We start from the raw sequence: 15,887 nt of genomic DNA, 5'->3' as shown, positions 1-15,887 counted from the left end.
CTGCCGTGTCCATGACTGCGTTGAAATACCTCCAGGCCTATCCTGCGCAATTGCAGGATCAGGTGCGCCAACTGATCGCCGAACAGCGTCTGGGTGACTACCTGAGCCAACGCTATCCCGGGCGCCACGATGTGCAGAGCGACAAGGCGTTGTACAGCTACGCGCTGGACCTGAAGCAGGAATACCTGCGTAACGCCCCGGCCATCGACAAGGTGCTGTTCGACAACCGCCTCGACCTGACTCATCGCGCTCTGGGCCTGCATACCACGGTGTCGCGGGTACAGGGCGGCAAGCTCAAGGCCAAGAAGGAGATTCGCATTGCTTCGCTGTTCAAGGAAGCGGCGCCCGAGTTTCTGAAGATGATCGTTGTGCACGAGCTGGCGCACTTCAAAGAGTCGGACCACAACAAGGCTTTCTATAAATTGTGTGAACACATGCTGCCGGGGTATCACCAGGTCGAGTTCGACTTGCGGGTGTACCTGACGTGGCGGGATCTGCAATAGCCGCATCAAGGAGCGGGTGGATGGACGTCAGCAAGACCAAAAGCAGTTTCTACCGTCGCCTGTACGTGGCCTACCTGATCGACAGCGGCCTGGCCGCCAGCGTGCCGGCGCTGACCGAGGTCACCGGCATGCCCCGGCGCACGGCGCAGGACACCATCGCCGCATTGGCGGATCTGGATATCGTCTGTGAATTCGAGCAGGAAGAGGGCGCACGCAACCATGCCGGGCGCTATCGGATTCGCGAGTGGGGGGCGATTGATCGTGGGTGGATCGAGCGCAATTTGCGGCAGATCAAGGCTGTGCTGGAATATCCCTGAGTCCTGCGTTGTCTGAGTTGACGCCTTCGCGAGCAAGCCCGCTCCCACAGGGCATTGCATTCCAGATGTGGGAGCGAGCTTGCTCGCGAAGGAGCCTTCAGGAACGACGCATCCCTATGTGCGGAATGTCATCCTCGAGGTATTCCTCACCCGCCACGACAAAGCCGTACCTGCCGTAATACCCCTGCAAATGCGCCTGCGCCGACAGATAGATCGGTACCTGCGGCCAATGCTTCTCGGCCTGTTTCAGTGCGTGTTCCATCATTGTGTGCCCCAGGCCTTTGCCCCGGCCCTGCGGTGCGATGATCACGCGGCCGATCACCACGTCACCGCCCTGGGACTCGGGGTCGAGCAGGCGCAGATAGGCGATCAACTGATCGTCTTCCCAGCCCGTCAAGTGATGGGTGTCGCCATCCAGATCCTGACCGTCGAGGTCCGGGTAGGCGCATTTCTGTTCGACCACGAACACCTCCGAGCGCAGCTTCAGCAGTGCGTACAACTGCTCTTTGCCCAGATCGCTGTGATGCTTGCAGATCCACTCTATTGTCATCTTGCGGCTCCTTGAACTCCGTCGCCCGATACTAAGCGCACAGGCTTCAGATGTCTGTATGGCGTAAGAGTCTGTGACAAAGGTCAAAATGCCATCATTCCTTTCTCGCGATGGCGGCTGCTTTGTGTAATCTGCTGGTAAGCGCTGTGCACGGGCTTCAATGAGCTACTGTTAGGGCCTGGGTTTCGCCGGTAAGGGGCCTTGGGGTTTTGACTGGAAAACACGCTGGGCAGCCTGCCCGCTAAGGATTTTCAAGCATGCCGCGACTGCATCGAGCCTTTGCTTTGATCGGATTGCTCTTGCTGGCCCAAACCGCCGCAGCGGACAAGTTGCGACTGGTGTTTGATATCTGGCCGCCTTTTACCGACGACACACTGGTCAACGGCGGCCTGGCCACTGACATCGTCAGCACCGCATTGGCCCGGGCCGGCTACGCCAGCGACTATGAGCAGGTGCCGTGGGCGCGGGCGCTGCTGGGGGTTGGCGAAGGGCGTTACGACGTGCTGGTCAACGCCTGGTACAACGACGAACGCACCAAACTCGGCCAGTTCTCTGGTGAATACCTGCTCAATCGCATCCGCTTTCTCAAGCGCAAGGACACACCGCTGGACTACAGCAGCCTGGAGCAACTGCACACCTATCCGATCGCGGTGGTGCGCGGCTATGCCTATTCACAGGCGTTCGACGCCGACACCGCGCTGCAGAAAGTCCCGGTGCACAACTTCGCCATGGCAGTGCGCATGCTGGCGGCGGATCGGGTCAAGTTGACACTGGAAGATGAATACGTCGCGCGGTATTACCTGGCGCGCGAATCACCCAAGGTGCGCAACGCCGTGGAGTTCCTGCCCAAGCCGCTGAGCGAGAACAGCCTGCACATTCTGGTGAGTCTGAAGAATCCTGAGCATGAGCAGATCGTGGCGGGGTTTGATAAGGCGATTGCGGCGATGAAGGCGGATGGCAGTTATGACCGGTTGATGCGGCAGCATGGGATGTAGGGGCTGATCCGCAAACTGCTGTGTGGCTGATGGCCCTTTCGCGAGCAAGCCCGCTCCCACCTTGGAGTGCGTTGCCCTGTGGGGGGCATGGGCTGTTGGGGGTGATCTGAAAATTGTTGTGTGGCTGATGGCCCTTCGCGAGCAAGCCCGCTCCCACCTTTGGAGTGCGTTCCCCTGTGGGAGCGGGCTTGCTCGCGAAGGCGTCCTTTCAGCCAGCGCCAACCTCGCTGGTGTCCTTGATCAAGTGTGCCGCCAACGTACGCAACGGCCCCAACTGCCGGCAGATCAGCGCCAGTTGTGTCTGCACCAGACGCTGTCCCTCATCGATCTCGTCGGCCATCTGCTCCAGCTCATTGGCCAGTGCTTCCTCTTCATCGCTCTGAATCGCTATCGGCTGCTTGTTCGCCAGGCCTTGGGCGATTTCGTCGATGCTGGCGGCCAGTTTCACCCCGGCGCCGTCGATCAGCTGTTCACGGACTTCCGCCGGCAGCTGGGTCTCGCGGTGCGCGCCCAGCCCGGACAAGTAACTGAGCAGAGTGTGTGAGAGCACCAGGAAGCGGAAACCGACATCCGCTTCCTTACGGAAATGCCCCGGCTCCATCAGCATGTTCGCCAGCGTCGTCGACAGCGCCGCGTCGGCGTTGTGCGCGTTGCGCCGGGCCAGGCGGTAAGCGAGGTCGTCGCTCTTGCCGGCGGCGTATTGCTGCATGATCTGGCGCAGGTAGATGCTGTTGCAGGTCAGGGTGTTGGCCAGCACCTTGTTCAGGCGCCGACCCTGCCAGTCGGGCAGGAACAAGATCACCGTAAGGCCGGCGATCAGGCTGCCGAGCAAGGTATCGAACAGGCGCGGCAGGAACAGCCCATAGCCATCGCCGATCTGGTTGAAGCAGAACAGCACCATGATCGTGATGGCTGCCGTCGCCACGGTGTAACGCGTAGTACGGTTGGTAAAGAACACCACCCCGGCGGCGATGGCGAAGCACGACTGCACCAGCGGGCTGGGAAACAGATCGAACAGCGCCCACGCCACGGTCAGGCCGATGGCGGTGCCGAGAATCCGCTGGCCGAGCTTGCGCCGGGTCGCGCCGTAGTTCGGCTGGCAGACGAACAGCGTGGTGAGGATGATCCAGTAACCTTGCGAGGGGTGAATCAAGTGCACCATGCCGTAGCCGATACTCAACGCCAACGGCAGGCGCAGGGCGTGGCGGAACAGCAGGGAGGTCGGTGTCAGTTGGGTGCGCAGGCGAATCCACACGTCCTTGAGGTTGCGCGGCGAGCGGTCGAGCAGGCTGCTGTCGGTGGCGTCCGCCAGGGCATCCGGGTTGCTCGCGTCGCTGAGCAAGCGGTCGAGGGTGCCGAGGTTGGCCGCCAGTGCGCGCAGCGAGCGCAGCAGGCCGCGCCACGCCGGGTTGCTCTGGATGCGCAGGTGTTCGAGGGAGGCGTCGAGGTCAGTCAGCGCTTCGGCAAAACTGGCGTCGTAGATGAACGGCTGGCGCATCTGGATCGATTCGGCCAGTGCCCGGCAGGCCTTGCCCTGCTGGCGCAGCAAGCGCTGGCAGCGAAAGAGCACGTCGCTGTGGAAGAACGCATCAGCCAGCGCGTTGTACGGATAGTGTGACGAGCTGGCGCGTTCGTGGATGTCCTGAGCGAGGAAGTACAGCTTCAGATAGCGGCTGACTTTCGAGCCCGGGCGCCCGTTGCCGACCCGGTGCAGAATGATTTCCTTGGCGCTGTTCAGCGCCGCTACCACCCGACCGTTCTGCTGCGCCAGCTCCAGCCGCCGCGCTTCGACATCCAGTTGGCGGATCGGCTCGAACAGCGATGCCTTGAGTTTCAAATAGAAGCCCAGCTCGCGGAACAACCGGGCCAGACTCTGCTGCACCGGCTGGTTGGAAAACATCGCCTGCCACAACACCGAGAGCAAGCCGTACCACGCGGCGCCGGCCACCAGCAGCATCGGTTCGTGCCAGAAATCGGTGACGGCGCCACCGCGCTGATCAACACCGATCATGGTGTACACCGACAGAATCAACGTCGCCGACGCGATCGCGCCATAGCGCTCGCCGAGCGCACCGAGCATGGTCAGGCCGAAGCTGGCCAATGCCAGGGCGATGGCAAACACGATGGGGTAGGGGAAGAGCAGTTCCACCGACAGCGCGGCGATACTGAAACACACCAGTGTTACCGCCAGTGCGTTGAGACGGCCCTGCCAACTGTCGTCGGTCTCGGCCAGGGCGCTGGCGATAATCCCCAGGAACAACGGGATCAACAGGCCCATTTCATCCTGATACCAACACAGCGCCATGCTGCCGGTCAGGGCGATGAACACCCGCACGCTGTAGCTGAATTTATCCAGCGCCCACAGGCGCCGCAAAGACTGACGAAACGAGGTCGAGGACATGAAGTGCGAAGGCCTTCCGAGGCGATGCCGCTAAATTGAGCCAGTAATGACGCCGACGCAATGGCGCCGATCACATCTGACAGCAAAAAGTATTCCTTACTGCATCACGCATAACCACTGTGGGAGGGGGCTGGCTCCCGAAAGCGGGGCGTCATTCAACATTGATGTCGACTGACCCAGCGCATTCGCGAGCAAGCCCGCTCCCACCGTTTTGATTTGCGTGGTATCAGACGTACTGCGCGGCGGCGTAACCCGAGGCCCAGGCCCACTGGAAGTTGAAACCGCCGAGGTGACCAGTGACATCGAGCACTTCGCCAACGAAATACAGCCCCGGACTTTTCAGCGACTCCATGGTCTTGGACGACACTTCGCGGGTATCGACGCCACCCAGGGTGACCTCGGCGGTGCGATAGCCTTCGGTGCCGGCCGGGACGACTTTCCAGCTGCCCAGCTTGTCGGCGATCTGCGCCAGTTCGGCGTGGGTGTACTGCTTCATCGGTTTGGAAACGAACCAGCTGTCCGCCAGCAGGTTGGCCATCTTCTTGGTAAAGATTTCGCCGAGCAGGGTTTTCAGCTCGCTGTTCGGGCGTTCGGCCACTTGCTGTTGCAGCCATGTCGCCGTGTCGTGGTCTGGCAGCAGGTTGATCTCCACGGTGTCGCCCGGTTCCCAGAACGACGATATCTGCAAAATCGCCGGGCCGCTGAGGCCACGGTGAGTGAACAGGATGTTTTCGCGGAAGCTCTGCTCGTTGCAGCTGACCAGGCAATCCACCGACGTCCCGGACAGCTCGGTGCACAGTTCCTTGAGTTGATCGGTGATGGTGAACGGCACCAGGCCGGCGCGGGTTGGCAGCAGTTCATGGCCGAACTGCTTGGCCACCTGATAACCGAAACCGGTGGCGCCCAGCGTCGGGATCGACAGCCCGCCGGTGGCGATCACCAGCGACTGGCACTGGAGCTGGCCGAGGGTGGTGTCGAGCAGGTAACCGTTTTCGACCTTCTCGATGGTCTGGATCGAGGTGTCCAGGTGCAGCTCGACGCCGACCTGATCGCACTCCTCGAGCAGCATGCCGAGGATGTCGCTGGATTTGTTATCGCAGAACAGCTGACCGAGCTTCTTCTCGTGGTACGGCACGCCATGCTTGGCGACCATGCCGATGAAATCCCACTGGGTGTAGCGCGCCAGTGCGGATTTGCAGAAATGCGGGTTATACGAGAGAAAATTGCCCGGCTCGGTGTACATGTTGGTGAAATTGCAGCGGCCACCGCCGGACATCAGGATTTTCTTGCCGGCCTTGTTCGCATGATCAAGCAGCAACACTTCACGCCCACGCCCGGCGGCGGTCAGTGCACACATCAACCCTGCGGCGCCAGCGCCAATGATCACGACTTCGGTAGAGCGCAAAACGGTGTCCTCTTGGTGGATCGCTACAAAACAAACTGTGGGAGCGGGCTTGCTCGCGAAGACGGTGTGTCAGTTGACACAAAAGTCGCCTGAAACACCGCTTTCGCGAGCAAGCCCGCTCCCACAGGGGATCTCCTTTGAATGGAGGATCAGTTACAAAACACGCACGCGCAACGAACGGCCCTTGATCTTGCCGTTGTTCAAACGCTGCAGCGCCTGCATGACCACGGTGCGTTCAACCGCCACATAGGACTGGAAGTCGAAGATCGCGATCTTGCCCACCTGGGCACCCGGGATGCCGGCGTCGCCAGTCAGTGCGCCGAGGATATCGCCCGGACGCACCTTGTCTTTACGCCCGCCGGCGATGCACAGCGTGCTCATCGGTGGTTGCAGCGGGGCGCCGCCCTGGGACTTGAGGTTGTCCACCTGATCCCAGTTCAGCGGGGCTTTTTGCAGTTGTTCGATGGCTTGCGCGCGATGGGCTTCGGACGGTGCAACGAGGCTGACCGCGATGCCTTTCTCGCCAGCGCGACCGGTACGGCCAACGCGGTGAATGTGAATTTCCGAATCGCGAGCCAGTTCGACGTTGATCACCATGTCCAGCGCATCGATGTCCAGGCCACGGGCGGCGACGTCGGTGGCGACCAGTACCGAAGTACTGCGGTTGGCGAACATCGCCAGCACCTGATCGCGGTCACGCTGTTCCAGATCGCCGTGCAGGCCGACGGCGGAAATGCCTTTGGAGGTCAGGTGATCGACGGTTTCCTGCACTTGCTGCTTGGTGAAGCAGAACGCCACGGTGGAGGCCGGACGGAAGTGGTGCAGGACCTTGGTCACGGCGCTCATGCGCTCTTCCGGGGAGATCTCGTAGAAGCGCTGTTCGATCTGCGTGTCGTCGTGGAACGCTTCGGCTTTCACCGTTTGCGGGTCACGCATGAATTTCGAGGCCAGTTGCTTGATGCCCACCGGGTAAGTGGCAGAGAACAGCAAGGTCTGACGGCGCGCCGGGGTCTGCTCGATGATGTCTTCGATGGCATCGTAGAAACCCATGTCGAGCATGCGGTCGGCTTCGTCGAGGATCAGCGTGTTCAAGCCGTCGAGCACCAGCGAACCCTTGCGCAGGTGTTGCTGGATGCGCCCGGGAGTGCCGACGATGATGTGCGCGCCGTGCTCCAGCGAAGCGATCTGCGGGCCGAACGACACGCCGCCGCACAGGGTCAGGACCTTGATGTTGTCTTCGGCGCGGGCCAGACGACGGACTTCCTTGGCGACCTGGTCGGCCAGCTCACGGGTCGGGCAGATCACCAGCGCCTGGCAACCGAAGTAGCGTGGGTTGATCGGGTTCAACAGGCCGATGCCGAACGCGGCGGTCTTGCCGCTGCCGGTCTTGGCCTGGGCGATCAGGTCCATCCCCTTGAGGATCACCGGCAAGCTCTGCGCCTGGATCGGCGTCATCTGGGCATAACCGAGGGATTCGAGGTTAGCCAGCATGGCGGCGGACAGCGGCAGAGTATTAAAAGCGGTGGCGATGGTGGTCACGGGACTGGCCTGCAAAACAAAATGTCGCGCAGTGTAGCAGCCCCGTGCCACTTTCCTCGAAAGTTCTGGACGAACAGTGATTAATGTTCGATGTGTTCTTCCGGGCGCTTGGCCCGACGGCCGTCCTCTTTCGACAGTTGCGAGAAGATCGTCGCGGCCAGCATCGCCATGATCCCGACGGTGACGAAGGTCAGCTGGAACGCGCCCAGCACGGTTTCCACGCCATCATTGCCGATCTCTGCCGTGAAACCGCCGAGCAAGGCACCGGCGCAGGCCACCCCCAGACTCAACGACAATTGCGCCACCACCGACAGCAGGCTGTTGCCGCTGCTGGCGCTGGCGTCATCGAGGTCGATCAGGGTCACGGTGTTCATCGCGGTGAATTGCAGCGAGTTGATCGCGCCGAGAATCGCCAGCAGGCACAGCAACAGCCAGTACGGGGTCTGCTCGCTGACCAGGCCCATGCTCGCCAGCATGATCCCCAGCGCGAGGGTGTTGCCGGTGAGCACGATGCGATACCCGAGGCGTTCGATCAGCGGACGCGCCATCCACTTGGCAAACATCGCCGCAGCGGCCAGCGGCAGCATGCTCATCCCCGCTTGCGACGGCGAATAACCCAGCGCCACTTGCAGCAACAACGGCACCAGGAACGGCAGAGCGCCGCTGCCCAGACGGGCGAACAGGTTGCCGAGAATGCCGACGGCAAAGGTCCGGGTCTTGAACAGTGACGGGGCGAACAGCGGATTTTCGACGTGCCCGGCGCGCAGCCAGTACGCCGCCAGACAGGCCAGGCCGCCGAACAGCAGCAACATCACCCGCAGGTGCGGCAGGTGCAGTTCGCCAAGGCCTTCCATGGCGATGGTGATCAGGATCATCGCCGCGCCAAACAACAGGAAACCGAGGCTGTCGAAACGCGTGCGTTCAGTGCCGCGCAGGTCGGGAATGAATTTCCACACTGCGTAGCAGCCGAGCACGCCGACCGGCAGGTTGATCAGGAAGATCCAGTGCCACGTCAGGTATTGCACCATCCAGCCGCCCATGGTCGGGCCGATCAACGGACCGAGCAGGCCGGGAATGGTGATGAAACCCATAATCCGCACCAGTTCCGAGCGCGGGTAAGCGCGCAGCACCACCAAGCGTCCGACCGGCAGCATCAGCGCACCGCCCAGGCCCTGAATCACCCGCGCGCCGACCAGCATGGTCAGGCTGCTGGACAAGGCGCAGAGCAGCGAGCCGAAACTGAACAGCAGGATCGCGCCGAAGAAGATCTTCTTGGTGCCGAAGCGGTCGGCGATCCAGCCCGAGGCCGGAATCAGCAGCGCCACGGTGAGCATGTAGGCGATGACTACGCCTTGCATGCGCAACGGGTTTTCGGCCAGATCCCGGGCCATGGCCGGCAGGGCGGTGTTGAGGATGGTCCCGTCGAGGGACTGCATGAAGAAAGCGATGGCGACGACCCACGGCAACCAGCGGGCGGTGATGGCGTCGAGAGGCGGGCGAGTGGGCATGGAACCTCTTGTGTTTGGGGTTAATGCACAGGCTTTTGGTGGGAGCGGGCTTGCTCGCGAATGCGGTGAATCAGTCGATGTTGTTGGTGACTGACACGACGCCTTCGCGAGCAAGCCCGCCCCCACAGTAGATCTCCAGTGTTCTGGAGATCCTGGTCTTACAGGGTCAAGGTCAAACGGCTCACCAGCGCCCCCGGCAGCAAGGCCGACGAGGTATTGCGCTGGCCGTACGTGCTCGCCGACAACAGCAACTCGCGCTCGGCGGTCAGTGCTTCCAGCTGCGAACCCAGCAGGCTGTAGGCGCTGTCGTCGAAACGCATGGTGCTGACCGGCGCCTGAATCTCGCCGTTCTCGACCCAGAACGTGGCAAACCGGGTCATACCGGTCAGGCGTGCTGCCGGCTGATCGGAGAAGTTCAGGTACCACAGGTTGCTGATGTACAGCCCGGTGCCCAGCTGCTTGAGAATATCGGCTTGTGACAGACTCCCGGCCGCCATGCTCAGCGCGCTCGGCGATTCGCCACCGCTGGCGCCGTTGGCGGTCAGGCCGTATTCGGCGGCACTGCGTGAGCCGACCAGTTGATCGCCGGCCTTGCCTTCGATGACCAGGCGCAGATCGCTGCGCGGATACCCTTCGCCGGAAAACGCCGGGCTCAGCGAGCCGCTGACTTGCTCATCCAGCGAAACCAGCGGACTGAACGCCTGATCGCCGACATACAGTTTCTGCAGCGGGCTGCTCTTGCTGGCGATCGACTGCGCGGAGAACCCGCCCCAGCTCAGCATGCCCATGATTTCTTCCAGCGCGGCCGGGGCCAGATACGCCCGGTATTGCCCCGGTGCCAGCGTGCGCAGTGGACGACCGAGAAACGCCAGTTGCTCGCGCGCCTGATGGAAGCGTCGGGCGAAGCCTTCGCTGCTCCATTCGTGGCCGGCATAGCTGGCTTTTACCGCTTCGCCGTTCTCGTGGAACAGGCTGAAGTCGAAGTTGAAGCTGTTGGCCTGATGCCAGCCAAACGCTCCTGAGGAGCTGGCGAAACCACGGCTGATGGGGCCTGCGGCATAGAAACCGACCAAGTCCAGACCTTCAGCCGCAGCGCAGATTTCTTCAACCACCTGTTCGGTGTCCGGCAGCGGATGTTCCTGCACGTTGTTGCTCTGCCAGCCGTTGTGGTTGAGCAGCAGGTACGGATCCTGCGGCAACAGCGGCAAGGTTTCGCGCAGTTGTTGCAGGCCTTCGGCGAGGCGTTGCAGGTCGGCTTCCTGATCACCGGAGAGGGTGATGTGCAGGTCGGCGTGGCGGCCGTCATTGATCAGCTTCAGCCCGACATCGGCCTGTTGCACCTGACCGGCCTGACGCACCTTGGCGTGGTTGAACCGCACGAATGCCGAGGATTCGGCGGCATAGCTGAGGGTGAATTGTTCCGGCTCGCGCACACTGTCGCGCAGCCAATTGACCATGACCTTGAAGGCGTCGGACTGACTCTTCGAAATGCTCATCAGGCGTCTCCCCCAAACACATCAACGTTGCTGAATACGCAGGCCGGCGAAGCGTGGCCGACGCGGATCACCTGGTTCGGCTCGCCCTTGCCGCAGTTTGGCGTGCCCAGCACCATACGGGTGCCGGCATCGCCGACCGCGCGCAGACTCTTCCAGAAGTGCGCGGAAATGCCCCGGTAGTTCGGATTTTTCACCACACCTTTAAGTTCACCGTTCTCGATCAACTGACCCCACTCGCAACCGAACTGGAATTTGTTGCGTGCATCGTCAATCGACCACGAGCGGTTGGTGCTCATCAGAATGCCGTGCTCGATGCCGCTGATCAGTTGCGTCAGCGACTGATCGCCCGGCTCGATGTTGAGGTTGGCCATGCGGTCGATCGGCGGCCGGTTCCAGCCACAGGCGCGACTGTTGGCAACACCGTCGAGACCGGCGCGGAACTGCGACAGCGCGCCGCCCAATGGCCGCAGCAGCAAGCCTTCGCGAATCAGGAACTGCTTGCTGGCTTTTGTACCGTCGTCATCGTGGCCGTAACTCGCCAGCTCTTCGGGAATGTCTGGATCGAAGGTCACGTTGAGCAGCTTCGAGCCGTATTGCAGGCTGCCGAAGTCGCTGGTTTTGACGAAGCTGGTGCCGGCGTAATTACGCTCGTCACCGAGGATGCGGTCGAGCTCCAGCGGGTGCCCGATGGACTCGTGGATCTGCAGCATCATCTGGTCAGGCATCAGCAACAGGTCGCGCGGACCTTGCGGGGTGTTCGGTGCGAGCAGCAGTTGCAGAGCCTGATCGGCCACCTGCGGGCCGGCGCCGACCAGGCCGCAACGGCTGATCACGTCCGCGCCACCCTGCTGGCCGAAGTTCTCGCGGCCGAGGCTGCGGGTCTGGCTGTCGTTGCCGTCGTAGGCAGTGACGTCGAGACCCGGGTAGACGAAGCGCTGGGCCTGGCGCAATTCGGCGCCGGCGCTGCTCAGATAAATCTGCTCGACGTGAGTGATGCCGATGCTCGCTTCCCAATTCACCAGGCGCTCATCCTTTGGCACCGAGGCGGACTCCGCGCCGAGCAGCTCGAAGCATTCGCTCAGGGACGGGAAGGGTTGCGCAAAATTGGGCGAAAAGTAATCAGCGCGGTCGCTCGACACCGGCTGATCACGCAGGTCGAGCAAGGCGTGTGGCTTGAGTCGCCGGGCCTGCTGTTCGGCGCGTTCAAGGGCGGTTTGCAGGCCTTGCTGCGACAGGTCGTTGGTGGCGGCGTAAGCCTCCACACCGTTGACCCGCACGGTGAGCATCGCGCCTTCGTCACGGCTCAGGCTCGGCGGCTCGGCGACGTTCTTGCGCACCGACAGGTACTGGCCGGACTCGCGTACATACCGCAGGGAAAAAAACTCGGCGCCCGTGCGCAAGGCAGCGAAGCGCTGCTTGAGCTGGGGGTGGAAATCGAACATTCGGGAACCTCCTTGTTATGGAGTTGCGGGGTGAGGCGATTCGGCGGGGAGGGGTGAAACGATTGCGCGAGGACTAGAGTAGGCCTGCGTGGGGGTAGGATCAAGTGAAGAGGGGGTGTAGGAGGATTTACTTGAAGCAGAGGGATTTGTGCTGAATGTGAGGCCCCTTCGCGAGCAGGCTCGCTCCCACAATGGATCTCCAGTGAACACAAAATCCGTGAACACCCAAAAACCAATGTGGGAGCGAGCCTGCTCGCGAAGGCCGCGCCTCGGTATTACTCAAGGGCCTCATCGCGAGCAGCCTTGACGCGGTGTTGCTGAGTTACTGAGCAACAGGCGTGATATCACGCATCGGCTTGCCCTTCACCGGCGCACCGCCAGCGACGTAGTAGGCAGCGTTGCTACGCGGCAGTGGCTTGCGGCCACGGATCTTGTCGGCGATTTTCTCGGCGATCATGATCGTTGGCGCGTTCAGGTTGCCGGTGGTGATGATCGGCATGATCGAGGCATCGACCACACGCAGGCTTTGCATGCCGTGTACGCGACCTTCGCCATCCACTACCGCCATGTCGTCGGTGCCCATCTTGCACGAGCAGGACGGGTGGAACGCGGTTTCGGCGTGCTCGCGGATGAACTTGTCCAGCTGTTCATCGGTTTGCACTTCGATGCCCGGGCTGATTTCGCGGCCACGGAAGGCGTCCAGTGCCGGCTGTTGCATGATTTCGCGAGTCAGGCGGATGCCGTCACGGAATTCCTGCCAGTCCTGCTCGGTGGCCATGTAGTTGAACAGGATGCTCGGGTGCTGGCGCGGGTCTTTCGACTTGGCCTGGATGCGACCACGGCTTGGCGAACGCATGGAACCCATGTGCGCCTGGAAACCGTGCTCTTTCACACCGTTGCTGCCGTTGTAGTTAATCGCGACCGGCAGGAAGTGGTACTGGATGTTCGGCCATTCGAACTCTTCACGCGTACGGATGAAACCGCCGGCTTCGAACTGGTTGCTGGCGCCGATGCCGGTGCCGTTGAACAGCCACTCGGCACCGATGGCCGGCTGGTTGTACCAGAGCAGCGACGGGTACAGCGAAACGGGCTGGGTGCAAGCGTATTGCAGGTACAGCTCAAGGTGGTCCTGCAGGTTTTCACCAACGCCTGGCAGGTCGTGAACCACCGGGATGTCGAGGCTTTCCAGCAGTTTCGCCGGGCCAATGCCGGAGCGTTGCAGAATTTGCGGCGAAGCGATGGCGCCGGAGCACAGCAGGACTTCTTTGCGCGCTTTGACTTCAACGCGCTCTTCCGCCGAGCCGACCAGGTAACGCACGCCGACGGCACGCTTGCCTTCGAACAAAATCTTGTCGGTCAGGGCGTGAGTGACGATGGTCAGGGTCGAACGCTTCTTGGCGGTGTCGAGGTAGCCACGGGCGGTGGAAGCACGACGGCCTTTGGGCGTCACGGTGCGGTCCATCGGGCCGAAACCTTCCTGCTGGTAGCCGTTCAAGTCTTCGGTACGCGGGTAACCGGCCTGCACGCCGGCTTCAACCATGGCGTGGAACAGCGGGTTGTTGCCAGCCTTCGGCGTGGTCACGCTGACCGGACCGTCGCCACCGTGGTAGTCGTTCGGGCCGATGTCGCGGGTTTCCGCTTTGCGGAAGTACGGCAGGCAGTCTAGGTACGACCAGTCTTCCAGACCTGGCAGTTTTGCCCAGCCGTCGTAGTCCATTGCGTTGCCGCGGATGTAGCACATGCCGTTGATCAGCGAGGAACCGCCGAGGCCTTTGCCGCGACCGCATTCCATCCGGCGACCGTCCATGTGCGGCTCCGGATCGGTTTCGTACGCCCAGTTGTAGCGACGACCCTGCAGCGGGAACGCCAATGCGGCCGGCATTTGTGTGCGGAAGTCGAAGCGGTAGTCCGGGCCGCCTGCTTCGAGCAGCAGAACGGTGACGCCTTCGTCTTCAGTCAGACGGGTCGCCAGGGTGTTACCGGCCGAGCCGGCACCGATGATGATGTAATCGAATTCTTGGGACATTGAATGCACCCTCTTTAGATGTGGTCAGGTCGGGCCTGCCGAGTGCTTTGCACTCGATTCGCGAGCAGGCTCGCTCCCACAGGAGACATTATTTCAATGTGGGAGCGGGCTTGCTCGCGAAGGCGGCCTCGCGAGCAATACAAAACCCGGGTCTTAGAACACCGAGACGTAATCGCCCAGCTCGACCTGTACCGATTTGATGCGGGTGAAGTTGTTCAGCGAGCTGATGCCGTTCTCACGGCCCACGCCCGACTGTTTGTAACCGCCCACCGGCATTTTTGCGTCGGACTCGCCCCAGGCGTTGATCCAGCAGATACCGGCTTCCAGTTGATGAATCACGCGGTGCGCGCGGTTCAGGTCTTTGGTGACGATACCGGCGGCCAGGCCGAAGTCGGTGTCGTTGGCACGACGGATCACTTCTTCTTCGGTCTCGTAGGAGAGGATCGCCATGACCGGGCCAAAGATTTCTTCACGGACGATAGTCATGTCGTCGGTGCAGTCGGTGAACACGGTCGGAGCCACAAATGCGCCTTTGGCGAATTCGCCGTCGGTCAGACGCTCGCCGCCGCACAGCACGCGAGCACCTTCTTCTTTACCCTTGGCGATGTAACCCAGCACGCTTTCCATGTGCGGGAAGCTGACCAGCGGGCCGAAGTTGGTGTTTTCGTCTTCCGGGTTGCCGATGCGGATGCGCGCTACGCGCTCGACGATCTTGGCTTCGAAAGCGGCTTTCAGGTGGCTCGGTACGAACACGCGAGTACCGTTGGTGCAGACCTGACCGGAGCTGTAGAAGTTGGCCATCATCGCGGTGTCGGCGGCGCGATCCAGATCGGCGTCGTCGCAGATGATCAGCGGGGACTTGCCGCCCAGTTCCATGGTCACGTCTTTGAGCGACGAGGCCGAAGCGCTGGCCATGACCTTCTTGCCGGTGTCGGTGCCGCCGGTGAAGGAGATTTTTTCGATGCGCGGGTGCTCGGTCAGCCAAGTGCCGACTTCACGGCCGCTGCCGGTCAGCACGTTGAACACGCCGTTTGGCACGCCGGCTTCGGTGTAGATCTCGGCCAGTTTCAGGGTGGTCAGCGAGGTGACTTCGCTTGGCTTGAAGATCATCGCGTTACCGGCGGCCAGGGCTGGCGCGGATTTCCACAGCGCGATCTGGATCGGGTAGTTCCACGCGCCGATACCGGCAACCACGCCCAGCGGCTCGCGACGGGTGTAGACGAAAGCGGTATCACGCAGCGGGATCTGCTCGCCTTCGATCGCTGGCACCAGGCCTGCGTAGTATTCCAGCACGTCGGCGCCGGTAACGATGTCGACGTATTTGGTTTCGGAGAAGGCTTTACCGGTGTCCAGGGTTTCCAGAGCAGCCAGTTCATCGTTGCGCTCGCGCAGGATATCGACGGCGCGACGCAGGATGCGCGAACGCTCCATGGCGGTCATCGCAGCCCAGATTTTCTGGCCTTTTTCAGCGCTGACCACAGCACGCTCGACGTCTTCCTTGGTCGCACGTTGCACTTGGGCGAGGACTTCACCGTTCGCCGGGTTGATGGCTTCGAAGGTGGCATCGCTGCCAGCGTCGGAGTACGCGCCATCGATGTAAAGTTTTTGCAGTTCGAAACGGGCCATAGTGTCCTCGCAAGTGCATTAGTGGTTGGCGTTGACCACCGCGGTGGTGCTGCGGTGGCGGTTCAGGGGCCGAGCGTTT

The 15,887-nt window shown here is 61.8% G+C and carries 12 protein-coding genes; 3 read left to right on the top strand and 9 right to left on the bottom strand.

Features of this window, described 5'->3' with window-relative positions; translation table 11 throughout:
* Nucleotides 1-11: 11 nt before the first annotated feature.
* Nucleotides 12-503 (top strand): M48 metallopeptidase family protein, encoded by a 492-nt coding sequence (locus AC0J41_RS24325; protein WP_003229006.1) that lies wholly within the window; start codon nt 12-14, stop codon nt 501-503.
* A gap of 20 nt (nt 504-523) precedes the next feature.
* Nucleotides 524-820, top strand: coding sequence for a winged helix-turn-helix domain-containing protein (locus tag AC0J41_RS24320; protein ID WP_102357766.1), 297 nt, complete (start codon nt 524-526; stop codon nt 818-820).
* A gap of 97 nt (nt 821-917) precedes the next feature.
* Here AC0J41_RS24320 and AC0J41_RS24315 read toward each other — a convergent pair whose 3' ends face one another.
* A complete protein-coding gene (locus tag AC0J41_RS24315; RefSeq protein WP_473013803.1) occupies nt 918-1,370 on the bottom strand; it encodes a GNAT family N-acetyltransferase in 453 nt (150 codons plus the stop codon).
* Between the two features lie 257 nt (nt 1,371-1,627).
* Between AC0J41_RS24315 and AC0J41_RS24310 the strand changes: the two genes are divergently transcribed.
* Nucleotides 1,628-2,365 carry a substrate-binding periplasmic protein gene (locus AC0J41_RS24310; RefSeq protein WP_473013802.1) on the top strand — a complete coding sequence of 246 codons (738 nt, stop codon included), beginning with the start codon at nt 1,628-1,630 and terminating at the stop codon, nt 2,363-2,365.
* A gap of 208 nt (nt 2,366-2,573) precedes the next feature.
* Here the strand turns inward: AC0J41_RS24310 and yccS are convergent, their stop codons facing one another.
* The 8 genes from yccS to betB form a co-directional block, all read right to left on the bottom strand.
* Complete coding sequence (gene yccS / locus AC0J41_RS24305) at nt 2,574-4,766, bottom strand: YccS family putative transporter (RefSeq protein ID WP_473013801.1); 2,193 nt, start codon at nt 4,764-4,766, stop codon at nt 2,574-2,576.
* Nucleotides 4,767-4,992: 226 nt separating this feature from the next.
* Nucleotides 4,993-6,171: a BaiN/RdsA family NAD(P)/FAD-dependent oxidoreductase gene (locus AC0J41_RS24300; RefSeq protein ID WP_473013800.1), complete on the bottom strand. Its 1,179-nt coding sequence runs from the start codon at nt 6,169-6,171 to the stop codon at nt 4,993-4,995.
* 153 nt (nt 6,172-6,324) lie between these two features.
* A complete protein-coding gene (dbpA, locus tag AC0J41_RS24295) occupies nt 6,325-7,710 on the bottom strand; it encodes an ATP-dependent RNA helicase DbpA (RefSeq protein ID WP_025108524.1) in 1,386 nt (461 codons plus the stop codon).
* A gap of 80 nt (nt 7,711-7,790) precedes the next feature.
* Entirely contained in the window at nt 7,791-9,218 is a 1,428-nt protein-coding gene (gene mdtD / locus AC0J41_RS24290; RefSeq protein ID WP_025108525.1) for a multidrug transporter subunit MdtD, read from the bottom strand.
* Between the two features lie 158 nt (nt 9,219-9,376).
* Nucleotides 9,377-10,714, bottom strand: coding sequence for a TldD/PmbA family protein (locus tag AC0J41_RS24285; protein WP_473013799.1), 1,338 nt, complete (start codon nt 10,712-10,714; stop codon nt 9,377-9,379).
* Nucleotides 10,714-12,156, bottom strand: coding sequence for a TldD/PmbA family protein (locus AC0J41_RS24280; protein WP_025108527.1), 1,443 nt, complete (start codon nt 12,154-12,156; stop codon nt 10,714-10,716). Before AC0J41_RS24280 ends, AC0J41_RS24285 begins: the two co-directional genes overlap by 1 nt.
* 322 nt (nt 12,157-12,478) lie before the next feature.
* Nucleotides 12,479-14,182: a choline dehydrogenase gene (gene betA, locus AC0J41_RS24275; RefSeq protein WP_473013798.1), complete on the bottom strand. Its 1,704-nt coding sequence runs from the start codon at nt 14,180-14,182 to the stop codon at nt 12,479-12,481.
* Nucleotides 14,183-14,335: 153 nt separating this feature from the next.
* Complete coding sequence (gene betB / locus AC0J41_RS24270; protein WP_025108529.1) at nt 14,336-15,808, bottom strand: betaine-aldehyde dehydrogenase; 1,473 nt, start codon at nt 15,806-15,808, stop codon at nt 14,336-14,338.
* Between the last annotated feature and the right edge of the window lie 79 nt (nt 15,809-15,887).

It is taken from the genome of Pseudomonas sp. Arb-4-2C (assembly GCF_055755015.1).
This window is presented reverse-complemented; position numbering and strand designations above follow the sequence as displayed.

What these genes read in the sequence shown, in the direction of transcription:
- AC0J41_RS24325 (WP_003229006.1), top strand. Translation starts at nt 12, where the DNA reads ATGACTGCGTTGAAATACCTCCAGGCCTATCCTGCGCAATTGCAGGAT.
- AC0J41_RS24320 (WP_102357766.1), top strand. Translation starts at nt 524, where the DNA reads ATGGACGTCAGCAAGACCAAAAGCAGTTTCTACCGTCGCCTGTACGTG.
- AC0J41_RS24315 (WP_473013803.1), bottom strand. Translation starts at nt 1,370, where the DNA reads ATGACAATAGAGTGGATCTGCAAGCATCACAGCGATCTGGGCAAAGAG.
- AC0J41_RS24310 (WP_473013802.1), top strand. Translation starts at nt 1,628, where the DNA reads ATGCCGCGACTGCATCGAGCCTTTGCTTTGATCGGATTGCTCTTGCTG.
- yccS (WP_473013801.1), bottom strand. Translation starts at nt 4,766, where the DNA reads ATGTCCTCGACCTCGTTTCGTCAGTCTTTGCGGCGCCTGTGGGCGCTG.
- mdtD (WP_025108525.1), bottom strand. Translation starts at nt 9,218, where the DNA reads ATGCCCACTCGCCCGCCTCTCGACGCCATCACCGCCCGCTGGTTGCCG.
- AC0J41_RS24285 (WP_473013799.1), bottom strand. Translation starts at nt 10,714, where the DNA reads ATGAGCATTTCGAAGAGTCAGTCCGACGCCTTCAAGGTCATGGTCAAT.
- AC0J41_RS24280 (WP_025108527.1), bottom strand. Translation starts at nt 12,156, where the DNA reads ATGTTCGATTTCCACCCCCAGCTCAAGCAGCGCTTCGCTGCCTTGCGC.
- betA (WP_473013798.1), bottom strand. Translation starts at nt 14,182, where the DNA reads ATGTCCCAAGAATTCGATTACATCATCATCGGTGCCGGCTCGGCCGGT.
- betB (WP_025108529.1), bottom strand. Translation starts at nt 15,808, where the DNA reads ATGGCCCGTTTCGAACTGCAAAAACTTTACATCGATGGCGCGTACTCC.